General features: G+C 59.5%; 11 protein-coding genes. 6 read left to right on the forward strand and 5 right to left on the reverse strand.

Annotation, left to right across the window (positions count from 1 at the left end):
* Positions 1-8: 8 nt before the first annotated feature.
* The 4 genes from GO014_RS05175 to GO014_RS05190 form a co-directional block, all read right to left on the reverse strand.
* Complete coding sequence (locus GO014_RS05175; protein WP_157289348.1) at positions 9-1049, reverse strand: NAD(P)-dependent alcohol dehydrogenase; 1041 nt, start codon at positions 1047-1049, stop codon at positions 9-11.
* The gene (locus tag GO014_RS19505) at positions 1027-1908 is read right to left on the reverse strand and encodes a helix-turn-helix domain-containing protein (RefSeq protein ID WP_157289349.1); all 882 of its coding nucleotides are present in this window, start codon (positions 1906-1908) and stop codon (positions 1027-1029) included. Before GO014_RS19505 ends, GO014_RS05175 begins: the two co-directional genes overlap by 23 nt.
* A gap of 76 nt (positions 1909-1984) precedes the next feature.
* Positions 1985-2197 (reverse strand): TOBE domain-containing protein, encoded by a 213-nt coding sequence (locus GO014_RS05185; protein WP_157289350.1) that lies wholly within the window; start codon positions 2195-2197, stop codon positions 1985-1987.
* A gap of 756 nt (positions 2198-2953) precedes the next feature.
* The gene (locus GO014_RS05190; protein WP_157289351.1) at positions 2954-3739 is read right to left on the reverse strand and encodes a metallophosphoesterase; all 786 of its coding nucleotides are present in this window, start codon (positions 3737-3739) and stop codon (positions 2954-2956) included.
* A 911-nt stretch (positions 3740-4650) separates the two neighbouring features.
* On the opposite strand from GO014_RS05190, the gene GO014_RS05195 reads away from it, so the two are divergent.
* Both GO014_RS05195 and GO014_RS05200 read left to right on the forward strand, forming a co-directional pair.
* Positions 4651-5685, forward strand: a complete 1035-nt coding sequence (locus tag GO014_RS05195; RefSeq protein WP_157289352.1) for an AAA family ATPase — start codon at positions 4651-4653, stop codon at positions 5683-5685.
* Between the two features lie 81 nt (positions 5686-5766).
* A complete protein-coding gene (locus tag GO014_RS05200; protein WP_157289353.1) occupies positions 5767-7161 on the forward strand; it encodes a competence protein CoiA family protein in 1395 nt (464 codons plus the stop codon).
* Positions 7162-7733: 572 nt separating this feature from the next.
* On the opposite strand, the gene GO014_RS05205 is transcribed toward GO014_RS05200, so the two are convergent.
* The gene (locus GO014_RS05205; RefSeq protein ID WP_157289354.1) at positions 7734-8180 is read right to left on the reverse strand and encodes a hypothetical protein; all 447 of its coding nucleotides are present in this window, start codon (positions 8178-8180) and stop codon (positions 7734-7736) included.
* A 115-nt stretch (positions 8181-8295) separates the two neighbouring features.
* Here GO014_RS05205 and GO014_RS05210 point away from each other — a divergent pair, with 115 nt between their 5' ends.
* The 4 genes from GO014_RS05210 (at position 8296) to tcmP (ending at position 12287) form a co-directional block, all read left to right on the forward strand.
* Entirely contained in the window at positions 8296-8514 is a 219-nt protein-coding gene (locus GO014_RS05210) for a hypothetical protein (protein ID WP_157289355.1), read from the forward strand.
* A 391-nt stretch (positions 8515-8905) separates the two neighbouring features.
* Entirely contained in the window at positions 8906-9637 is a 732-nt protein-coding gene (locus GO014_RS05215) for an SDR family oxidoreductase (protein ID WP_157289356.1), read from the forward strand.
* A gap of 731 nt (positions 9638-10368) precedes the next feature.
* Positions 10369-11136 carry a DUF5131 family protein gene (locus tag GO014_RS05220; protein WP_119001112.1) on the forward strand — a complete coding sequence of 256 codons (768 nt, stop codon included), beginning with the start codon at positions 10369-10371 and terminating at the stop codon, positions 11134-11136.
* The gene (gene tcmP / locus GO014_RS05225; RefSeq protein WP_157289357.1) at positions 11136-12287 is read left to right on the forward strand and encodes a three-Cys-motif partner protein TcmP; all 1152 of its coding nucleotides are present in this window, start codon (positions 11136-11138) and stop codon (positions 12285-12287) included. Before GO014_RS05220 ends, tcmP begins: the two co-directional genes overlap by 1 nt.
* Positions 12288-12297: the final 10 nt, after the last annotated feature.

Here is a 12297-nt window from a genome sequence, read left to right on the forward strand (position 1 = left end):
CGGAATACCTATCCAGCCACCTTGATCTGCAGTTTCACATCTGTGGGGCGCGCCTCGACGGCCCGATCGAAGGCCGCCTTGGAATCCTCGAACGCAAATGTCTCGGAGATCAAGGGCTTCAAGTCCACCTTGCCTGATGCAATCAATGCGATTGCGCGGTCGTATTGGTGAGCGTAGCGAAACACGTTCTCGATACGCAGTTCCTTGGTGGAGGCGCAAGCAATGTCCACCGCCACCGGTTCGACCGGGAGCCCGACAACCACGATGACGCCGCCAGGACGCGGCAAATCCATGATCGTCTTCCAGGCATGAGGAGAGCCCGAGCACTCGAAAACCACATCGGCGCCCCAGCCCTCGGTGAGAATTGCCACCTCATCGACAATGGACTTCTCGCGAATGTTGACCGGAATTATGCCTTGGTACTGCGCGGCGATATCGAGTTTGGGCTGCGCCAAATCGCCGACAATGACGCGGGCGCAACCGCCGGCAAGTGCTGCCAGCGCCACCGTGACGCCGATCGGGCCGGCACCAAGCACTACGGCCGTGTCGCCGGGTTTGATGCCAGCTTTAAATGCGGCCTGCATGCCCACCGCAAAAGGCTCGACCATCGCACCCTCGGCGAAGCTCACATTGTCGGGCAGTTTGAAAGTATAGTTGGCCGGATGGACAATTTGGGGTGTCAGCACCCCATGAATCGGCGGAGTGGCCCAGAACCGAACCGCCGGATCCACATTATACATGCCCAGCCGGCTGGCCCGGGAATTGGGATCCGGAATTCCGGGCTCCATACAAACACGGTCACCGACTTTGAGGTGGCTGACGCCATCCCCGACCTCGAGAATGGTTCCCGCCGCCTCATGACCGAGTACCATAGGCGCCGCGACGACAAAAGGACCAATCCTGCCATGGGTATAATAGTGCACGTCAGAGCCACAGACCCCGACCGTGTGCACGGCGATCTTCACCAAGCCGGGACCAACTTCAAGCGGCAGTTCAACATTGCGAAGGGCCAATTCATGCTGACGTTCAAGGACTAGGGCGAGAGGCATATTCGGCTCCAGGTTGCATGCGGTCGGGTTCGGATCGGATGGACCGGCGAAATTCGCGCGGGGTCATGCTGTTTTGCCGGACGAACAGGCGATTGAAATTTGAGAGGTTGGAGAAGCCACTTTCAAAGCCCACTTCAGACACCTTCATCTTGGTTGTGCGCAGAAGGTGACAGGCGCGATTGAGCCGGATTCTCATCAGATACTCTGAAAACGAATATCCCACGTTCCGGCGGAAAACTTTGCTTAGATAATCGGCCCGTACACCGAGCTGCTCGGCCACTTCCGCAAGTTGGAGCGGTGCAGCATAGTCCGAGTTGATCATGAGGATCGCCTGCTGCGTGCGTCGGTAGTCCTCAGCCAGGGCATTGTCTTCGAATACAACCGACGACAGAACCTCGACTTGGTCAGCTGCGGCCAGGACCCCCAACAGCTCAATAAGCAGTCCTAGCCGACGCGCACCAGAATGGCGGAGCAATTCAAGCATCATTGCCTTCGCCTCGTTTAGATGCGGACCGCCAATCTGCAGTCCATGCCGGCTCCGCTCGATCATCTCAACCACCCCGTTGAGCTCGGGGGTAGTGGCAGCCAAACCACCTATCCAGACCGGGTCGAATTGAACAACCAGATCGCGTCCCTCTATTGGCCATTCAGGACCTCGGTGGGAAACCCAGTCATGAGGGAGCCAGCTTCCTACGACGACAAGCTGTCCTGGCGCGAATTCGCCTACGTGGTCTCCCACCAACTGGGTGCCGTAGGATCGCGTAATGAGGTGAATCTCGACTTCGCGGTGGCAATTCCACACCGAGTGACGCCAAGGATAGTCGTCGTGACGGACCACGAAGCTGTCGGCCTCGGGCACCACAACGCGTTCAACTGCTGGGGCTATGCTACTCATCGGGTCCCCTAGATTTCCTGCCAAGCCAGCCGGTACGCCATCAGTATACCGCCAGCCCCGCCGCATCGAACTTGTAGATGCGGTTGGGGTCTGGAGTGAGCCAGACCTTGTCGCCATGGCTGAAGGTCTGTTCACCATCGGTGCGCACGATCATCAGCCCCAGCCCATCGACCTCGACATGCAGGAACGTGTCCGATCCCAATTGTTCGGATAGCCCAACGGCGGTAGATGCCGCCAATATGCGAACGTTCATGAATTCCTCCTGTTCGGCCCGCTCGATTCCGAGGCGTCAATGAGACCGATGGCAGAAGTAGAGCGCCGGCCGCCCTTAGCGTCTAGCGCGCCAGCGGCCCCAAAGTGATACTAAGAAGCTTTGAGGCTCTCGCCAGTCGACCAGCACACATCTGAGTTGTGGTTCAGCTGCAAACTGGTTTCGGACTGCATCCACATATCTTCAGACGGACAGCTTCCAGGAGACGGTCCAGGCCGGCTGAATGGCCGGAATGGGGCGCCCACCTGCCCGACGGGTTGTGGGGGCCCCCTGCCTCACAATCCTCCGTGCCAGCGGCTTAGACGGGGCCGTGAGCAGCCTCGCTATTTTGTGGTCGAAATCTGATGAAGCGCAGAACATAAATCGATCGCAAGCCGCAGATCGTGCCACACACCAGAAGGTCCGTGCCCTCCCCCCATTGTCAAATGACGCTTGGTTCGTCAATCGCCCGCTAGTGCTGGGCGATTGTAGCGTTGATGCATCGCTTGCGCCGCAGAGCGGCGCACATTGGACAATGGGACCCGGGTCGGGCACTTGACCCCGTTTCAAGCCACTTGCGCCTGCGGCGCTGGGCCCGGCCGCCATGGCGACCGGGCGGGGGCGAGTGTAGGTGGCTTGAAGCGGCGTCAACCTCCTGGTGGCCGGAACCGATGCGGAACACGGGATTTCCTCACAGCGGGGGAAACAGACAAAGAGGGTGGCCGACTTTTGCCGCATCTGCGGACACATGTCTGAGGGCTAGACTTCGATGACCAGCTGCGGATCAAAGCGCGGATTCTCAAGAGAAACACCATCGCCCCGCCCGTTGCGCCGGGATACCGAATACCCGCGCGGATTGCAGACGACCCGCGTACGCCCCACCCTGTAGTCCCGGCTATGATGCACATGACCGTGAATCCAGGCCTTCGGCTGATGGGCAAGGATCAAGGGCTCAAGATCGCTGGCAAAGGACCCGTCGGTTGCGTCCCGGAACCGCTCGCTCCTGAGGCTCTTCGGGTGCGGCGCATGATGGGTGACAATTACGGTCGGTCCATCGAACGGCGCCGGCAGCGCGTTTTCGATGATGTCTCTCTGCTCCTGATGCAGCCGTGCCAGGTCATTGGGACGAATGCGCCGCATGCCAGTATCGATGGCCGAAAAGTCCGGCATCGAACGCTTGCCCCAGAATTGCGCGCCAGCCTCATCGCCATTGATCAAATAGTCGGTCCAGAGCGTGGCACCGATCAGCCGAACACCGGCAATGTCCAGTACGGGGCGGTTTGCACTGAGCAGCTCAACGCCGCAATCAGCATAGAGCGCCTCAGCATCATCGTTGAGGTCATGACCATAGTAGTCGTGATTGCCGGTCACGTAGATGACGGGCAAACCGCGCGGCACCAGATGCCGGGCCAGCCAGCTCGCGGAGAGGCGATGCCCGTCCGCGACGTCGCCGGCAACCACGATGATGTCGGTCCCTTTCGGCGTCGTCGCGGCGGTATGGCGCTCGGTATCAATATGCAGATCGCTCATCACCCAGATATTCATGGTCGCTCGGCCATTCTCACGCACACACGTCAACTGCGCGGACACTAAAGCGACCCCATGAAAATCCCGCGGTCGTTCACGCGGCAAGTGCCACAGCGGTATATACAAACTGGCCGGCGCCCAGTTCGCAGGTCCTGCCTTGTGCTCTAGGTGACAGGACAGACCGGCAAAAAGATCGGCACAAAGGCCCCCCACTCCACACCGCAAAGCCACGGATCATGGGGGTTAGAGCCTTTTCGGAAGACCGGCAATTTGACCGGCATAGAGGCTGGCTCGATGCGCGGCTCAATTCGGGGTCAGCTGCTCAGAGATTTGTTCAAATAGCGAACGTGGCTCAGGCGCGCGTTAACCATTGTTCTCAATCTCGGATGACAGCAGGCTCCGGACGTGCCAGCCTCAAAGCATGACTCCGCCTTGGAGTTATGGCCGCCAATAAGGCGGCCGTTGGTTTGGTTGCACCCTCACCAACGGCCTAACCAGGCGGTCCAACCTGCAGTAACAGGAGAACCGACATGGCTGAGGCCATTTACGGCGACGCACAGATTCGTCGCAAGCTTTCCAGCAATTTTGGGGTGCGCAACAGCAGCTAGTCACTGCTGATAGTACCCGTCTGCTTTTTTGGTTGGTCACGCTCTTGGCGGCGTGGACGCTCGGGACGTCTTGACCGTTCCGGCGCACGGCTTCGGCTGACCAGGCCTTCCGCAGACGCATCCCCCCTCGCCTGATGTTTCGTCGCACCTTCGCCCCTGCTTGGCGGGCGATGGCCGACGCCTGGAAAGTTTTGAATGATGACCACGAGCGACAATGATGACGGCCCCAAAAAGCCGCCGACCACAGACCCGCAATTCTGCGCAGAACCCGAACAGCCGGCGGAGGACCTGCCGGTCGCTGAGATCGATGAACCAGGCCTGTTGGACAGCCTGATCGGCGATGACGATATCGATCTGGCCGACGACCGGCGCGACCACGAGCGCCGGTTGCGGCAGCACCAGATCCGGCGCCAGCACAGGGATGCTCCACCTCTGGGAAAGCCGCGGATCGTCAGGCTCAATCACACGCTCACACCGGTCCTGGGAGTCTGCGCGCGTCCGGATTTTGGCAGCAAGGAACGGCGCGGCGGAGCTGATGAGCGTCATAGGGAACTCGCCAAATTCCATCACGATCTCTCTGAACGGATGACGCTGGAGGGCCCAAGGAGTTTTGACGCGCTCGAACTGCTCATCGCCAATTTCTACGACAGCTGTCCAGGCTTTCGCGACCTTGCCATGGCGATCTGGGCATCGGCCGCTCAGGCTTTGCAGGATGGCGCCGTGTGGTTCAGCATGCAGCCGACACTGGTTGTGTCGGAGCCTGGGACGGGCAAAACCCATGCCGCCAGAAAACTTGCCGAGCTGAGCGGACTGCCGCTCATCTACATTGACGGGAGCTCGTTGTCGTCATCGGCTGAACTGATCAGCAGTGATGTGGTCTTCCAGTCCGCGCGACCCTCGGCCATCGTTGAAGGCCTAGCGCGGCACCGGGTCGCCAATCCATTGGTGGTCATCGACGAAGTGGACAAGTTGCACGACATGGCCGAGGGCGGCTTTGCCAATCTGAGCGAGGCTTTGATTGGGCTGATCGACCGCACTGTCGCGCGTCATCACAAGGACAAGTACCTGCAGGCTGAGATCGACCTCAGTCACGTCAATTTTTTGCTGCTGGCCAATAACCTCAGTCGTGTGGCGCGACCAGTCGTTGATCGGTGTCGCGTGATCCAGATGCAGCGGCCGACGGCATATGAGATCCTAGCCGTAGCGAAAAAAGAAATCGCCCGGCGCAAGCTTGAGCCTGACCTGCTGTCGGTTCTCGAGAAAGCCGCGCACAAGGGGCAGATCAAAAGCCTACGAAAGCTCCACAAGGCGCTAGACGCCGCCAGCGGAAGCCGAACGCGTCGGCTGCTCCACTAGCTCGGCCACTCATCATCCAAGCAAGACGATCTGGATCCGTCCAGATGTTGACCCATCACGCAATCAGAACGGAACACCACAATGACTCCAACACTCACTCAACGCGCGATCCGCACCGTCACCAAAACCACCGGAACCGGGACCGTGCGCCTTAGCTCGGCGGAGGCTCTCTCCGATCTCACCGGCCTCACGGGGCACGCGCTGCGCGTCCAGAGCCGCGACACCCAGGCAGATCAGCGGACCGAATATCGCTGCGGCGCTTGCAATGCCGAGGTCGCCCTCCGGTTCCGGCGCAATGGCCGCTCGGGCGAGCGGACCAGTTTCTTCGTCCATGCCCTTCGTGCCGACGCCAAAGCCTGTTCGTGGTACGCTGGTCCCGATATCCACGATCTGGGCGCTGTCCAGTTCGGCGGACAGCAGGAAGGTTGGAACCATCGGGAGGCAAAGCGCCTGCTCGAGATCTGCCTCAAGGCTGATGACTGGTTCAGCGACATCACACTCGAAAAGACCATTTTCGGCGGCGATGAACCTGGCCGCCGGGCGGATGTGTTCGCCCGTTTCGGCGAACAGGAGGTTTCTTTTGAGGTCCAGGTGGCGCGGCCCAGCCTTGAGACCATCGTCGGCCGGCAGGCATTTTACCAGAAGCGCAATATTGATCTGGTCTGGGTGACCAGCTTGTCGGCCACAAGCAAGCTGACTAGTGCAGCCTTCACCGATCTCGTGGTCAGCAATGGCGGCAGCATCCTGGCTGTGTCCGAGGCAGCCGTCGAAGCGAGCCAGGCGGCCGGCGAGCTGAAACTGCATCAGTTTCGGATTGCACCGCGCCTCGGTGACCGCGGCAGCTACTGTGTCTGGAAACACAATATGGTCGGTCTCAATGATATCCTGATCTCTCCGGCTGATCGGCGGGAGGCAAATGCTTCCGCCTTCGGCAGGGCGTGGTTGGAGCAGATTGGTCCTGAAGCGGCAGCGGCGGCCAAAACCCTGCGCGAGAATGCGGCACAAGGAGCAGGCATGCAGGAGATGGCCAATGCTTATCGCAAGCTGTTTCGGGTTTGCGTGGCTCCGGGGACGGCAATAGCCGCTGAAGATGGATTGCCTATCATGATGGCATGGCTGTCGGCACTGGACGGGTTGATCGACAATCCGCAGCAGGCGAGGCTGCCCGACCAGTTGTCCAAACGGACCGAAGCCTTGCTCAATGCCAAGACCGGCGCATTCTGGCTGCGCAGGACGATCAATTTGCTGGACCTGTATCCGGAGCAGGCGAAGGCTCTGCCTGATGATATTATGCGCCGCCTGCGGGTTCTTCAGGGCAGCACGACGCGGAAAGTCGAGCAACAGTACAGTCGTTTGCTCGCGGCGGTCTTTCCAAAATTCGCAAATGCGCTTTTGGCGCGTCCGCCGAAGTATCCGCCGCAGCTGGTGGGAGTTACTGACCGAGTTCGGCCGCTGCACAGTGCGCCTTTGGCTTAACAAGAAGACGGTCCCTGCGGTCGCAAAGATCGCGGGGACCGACACCAGTCCAACCGTGGCGATCTTCAACCGAGTCACCATGCGCCCCGGAGCGACTTTATGGTCTGCGCCGACACTCTAACGATGCGGTAGCGGGTGTCTGAGCACCTCCGCCAGAACAGAAGACCGGTTTCCAAATTCCAGAGAGATCGGTTGACGCCTTGCCTGGCCACATTACCCTCACCCGCTCTTTAGGCTGCGGAGCGGCCGGCCAGGCGCCGCCAGGCGCAGTGGCCAGACAAGGAGTCAAGCGACCGCCAGGGTCCCAGTGTCCAATCCTCGCCGCATCGCGGCGAGAGTGTGGCACCTGCCTTCAACCACCCAGCACTAGCGGGTGGTTCCAAGCCAAAGCGTGATTTGACGCTGGGGGCGGTCGCGGACTGATCGCCCTTCGTTTTTTTCAAGCTTCTCTTTTTGTAGGCCGAGATTTTTCAATCGCCAGCGGATATCGGTGGCTCGAACCGGACTTGCCCAAATCACTGGTGTAGGTTCGAACACCAATTACACAGCCTCACCCTCGCGTCGTTTTCAGCTCAATGGCGCCCAGCATAGGGCACATCTTGGTCCCAATCTTGAGCATCCTGTTCGCTGGTCATCTTCTTGAAGAGCGAGCCAAAGTTTGGTTCGTAAAATACGCCTGATGTCGAGCGAAGGTAGTCAATCAACTGCAGCGAATGCGGTGGCGCTGACCACTCTGGTACCTCTCGCATGTAGGCCCAGTTGGCTTTCTCGGCCACAGGTGTCGCGTACTCTTCCGCCAGCTCGTCGCCCTCAGCGCGGATAAAGAGCAAGGCCTCTCCACTGGCCTTGTGCCGCAGCTCCCACCAGTCGCGCAGCACTTCACCGCGATGCGGATCGTACATCGGCACCAAAAGCAGTCCATTGCACTCTCTGGCCTCGGCTTCATTGGGCCACATGCCGCGGAGATCGGGATGATTTGGATTGCGATGTCGGTAGACCCAGGTCCATGTGCTCGGCATGTCCGCCTCCTGTTGATGGGCAGGATAGTCAAGAACCGAGTCCGCTCGCCGTCAAGCACTTGTTCTGTTTTTGTTCACGTCATATGCTCGTGTCACTCAGAAGACCGAGACCACAATGAGCATCGCCATCAAACTCAACAAAGCCGAACGCATTCGCCGCGCCCTTGAAGCCAATCCCGGCATGTCGGAGGCAGACCTCGCGGCAGATCAGGGCGTCACAATTAGCCAGGTCAAGGCCGCTCTCGCCTTTCGTCGGCAGGGTCAGAGGCGCGGCCAACAAAGTTCTCAGCGCAAAAAGACCCCTGCGCACATGGGGGCGTTACGCAGGGGCTGACCTTGGAGGGTCGTGCGCAGCTTTTGGCTTGCGCGCTGCCAGGGTAATTCAAAATGAAATGCGATGGCAGGGTTTCATGGGGCACCTAGGCCGTCCAGGGAAGGTTGGCTCATCGACAAATTTTTGCGCGGGAATAGGCTCGACGGGTGTAGCCAGCAGCAGTGGAGGCAACGCCTCCGGCGGCAGAAACTCAGATTACTGCCATTTGGCACGGCGACGCATGATGCTTGGTGGCAGTGGACGCGGCAGGCAGGACCGCGATAGCGAAGACCGCAAGGCCAGCCCAAATGGCGCGGATTTTTTTGACACCCGAGGATTTTGAATGGGATGACTACTCTGCGTCAGTGGACAAAGCTAGGCTGTTCAGGGTGCAGACAGTCGGGAGAACCACATGCCAGACGCATTCGCAGACAAGATTGCCGTTGTGACAGGCGCCGCATCGGGCATAGGGCTCGCAACCACGAGGGCCCTACTGGCCGAGGGCGCCCAGGTTGTGATGGTTGACCGGAATGAAAGTGCCCTGAAAGAATTGACGTCCGAACTTGGCAGTAAGGCTTGCTACCATGTCACAGACCTTCTTGACCCCACAAGTTGCGCACAAATGGTGCCGGAAATCCTTGAGGTCGTCTCACATATCGACATTCTTCACTGCAATGCAGGTACCTATATCGGTGGCGATCTCACAGACACGACGCCTGATGCCATTGATCGCATGCTCAACCTCAATGTGAATGCGGTGATGAAAAACGTGCATGCCATCTGTCCTCATATGCAGGAGCGCGGCACCGGCGACATCATAGTCACGTGCTCGGTTGCAGGCCACTTCCCTACATACTGGGAGCCTATTTACTCGGGGTCGAAGTGGGCGATTACAAGTTTCGTGCAGTGTATGCGCCGGCAGTTGGCATCTAGCGACATTCGAGTCGCTCAGATTTCGCCCGGTCCTGTGGTCTCGGCGCTATTGGCCGATTGGCCTGAGGAAAATCTGCGCAAGGCTCGAGAGATAGGCGGCTTGATCGAACCAGAAGACGTCGCCGAGGCAATCGTGTTCATGCTCTCGCGACGACGCGGCGTGACCATTCGCGACTTGATTATCCTGCCGAGCACATTTGATCGGGTGTAATAATCTTGAGTGTACAGTGAAATCTAATGGAACGCGGCCGGCAATCTGGAGGGCTTGCTTTGCGCGAACGCTCTGAGCGAGCGGAGGGGCCGGCACGCCCGCAGCCCCTTAAAGTTAGTTCGCGAGCGCCTACGCTGTCTTCATCGGTGTCGGAACCGGCCCATCTGCAAGACGCCGCATGCACGAACATGCCCGCGGGAGGGGTGCGCTCCAGGCAGCCGTTCGGCAAGGCGCCCCTTTCTGGCCGTTCGACTGCCGCTTGCGGCGTCCCGAAAGCCGACATCGCTCACGGCGTAGCCAAGCGCAAGCCGATTACTTCGGCGTATGTTCGAATCCCACCCGGTCCGCCACTTGCCCCCGCGAAAGCGTTCTCCCGATCCGGCCGCGGCTGGATTTCCTCGTTGTTTTCGAGGGTTATGCGGGTTGGGCTGTTAACCGGCCTACGCCCCGAAGGGCGGACACGCGTTCTCTCCGGGCCGATATTCTCCGGACCTGTTAACCGCCGCGCTTTCGGTGAACAGCTTTAAATCATTGCTTTCAATTGATCTTTCGAAGTCCGTGATGCACGCGATTTGGAAAATTCATCTGGATGGCGGATGGAACAGAGATCGAACGTCGCCCGTTGCGCGCTGGTTCGGCTGCGGCTGGGACCAATCTCACCTCAGCCGCTGTTCGTGCTTTGTGCTGAGTCAACCGCGTGTTACCGTTGTGAAAAAGTGTGAGGCGAGCAGTTGGCCCAGAAGTCAGACATCGAATGGACGGACGCGACGTGGAACCCGGTGACGGGCTGCACCAAGGTCGGTCCCGGTTGTGACAACTGCTACGCCGAGCGGTTCGCAGAGCGCTGGCGTGGAATCCCTGGACACCCCTACGAGCAGGGCTTTGACCTGACACTCTGGCCGTCGAGGCTGAAGCAGCCCGTGCTCTGGAAGAAGCCGCGGATGATCTTCGTCAACTCAATGAGCGACCTCTTCCACAAGGACATCGACCGTACATTCCTCGACGCTGTGTTCGACGCCATGGAGCAGGCGGACTGGCACGTCTACCAGGTGCTGACCAAGCGCAGCTCGCTCATGCGCAACTACGTTCGAAAGCGGTATCATGAACGGCCGGTCCCTCGCCACATATGGCTCGGCGTTTCTGTCGAGGACGCCGCGCATGCGAGCCGGATTGAGCACCTGAAGCAGATCAATTCCGACGCGCGCTTCATCTCGTTCGAGCCGTTGCTCGGACCGGTTGGGGATGTTGATCTGCAGGGCGTCGCTTGGGCCATCGTCGGCGGCGAGAGTGGGCCTCGGGCTCGGCCGATGGACGAGAGCTGGGTCCGCCAGATCCGGGACATGTGCGGACGTGACGACGTCGCGTTTTTCTTCAAGCAGTGGGGCGGCGCAAGACCGAAATCCGGCGGGCGCCTTCTCGACGGTGAAGAGTGGAATGGCTTTCCCTGGCAGATCGTTCCCGAACCTATCATTCGCGCCCTGCAGCCCGAGGATGCCTGATGCCGCCCAAGATAGAAAACTATCACGGGCGCGAGCAGTCCTTCATCAAGCATCTGTTTCTCAACAAGTATCTCGAGTCCGCAGCCTACAAGTTGTTCCAAGGCAGATCGCCGGTCTTCAACTTCGTGGACGCCTTCGCGGGCCCTTGGCGGGTATCTGACACTAACAGGTATTCCGACGCCTCGTTTTCTCAGGCCATCGAAACATTGGAAACGGTTCGGCGATCTTTGCTCGATATGGGACGTCCCGGCCTCAAGGTCCGTTTTCGGTTCTGCGAACGGAACCCTGCATCCGTCGCGAAATTGCGGGAGTTCGCAGCCCAGAAGCCGGAGTTCGACATTCAGGTGTTCTCAGGCCAGTTCGAAGACAACCTCGACGGCATACGCGCTGCCTGCCGGGACGGCTTCACCTTCACATTCATCGATCCAACCGGCTGGAATGTTGAATCCGCCAAGGTTTTTGAGTTCCTGCGGAGCCTGAACGGCGAATTCCTTTTCAACTTCATGGCTGAAGAGGTGAACAGGCACGCTGGCTGGGATGGAGTTGCGGCATCCGTCGGTCGGTTCCTGGCGGATCCTGCTTGGAAGGATGCATTCGAGGCGATGCCGGAGGGCTCGAACGAGACCAAGATCCTGCAGCTCCTGAAGGCCAAGATGAAGGAGGCCCGGGTCGCCACCTACCTGACCGATATGGCGATCCGAAAGCCGCGCGAGGATCGGATCAAGATGCGGCTCATACTCGGCACTCATAGTGGGATCGGCGTCGAGGTTTTCCGGACCGTTCAGGAAAAGGTGGAGAAGGAAGCTGTCCGCACGCGCCACGCCATTCAGACCGAGGAAAGCAGGCAGTCGCAGCTGTTTCCAGAGGACCAGATCATCGCGTTCGAGACCGATCGCGACGGGGTCGGATGCTCTGCTCATGTCGGTTGGGCGACCGAACTCCTGTTGCAGACGGTTTCACAGAGACCAGGGGTCGCGTTCGGTCCACTTGCCAGTGAGGTGATGGAGCTAGTGCCGGTGCGGACCACACACCTCAACAAGATCGCGACGACTAACCGAAAAGCCGGCTTGCTGCGTTTCGACCTCCCAAATGGCAAACGGACGCCGAGCCCAGATACAAGACTCTGGGCCGGAACGGCGTCAGATAAATAAGCCGTCCGAT

The sequence above is a fragment of the Devosia marina genome, assembly GCF_009758415.1.
GTDB lineage: Bacteria > Pseudomonadota > Alphaproteobacteria > Rhizobiales > Devosiaceae > Devosia > Devosia marina.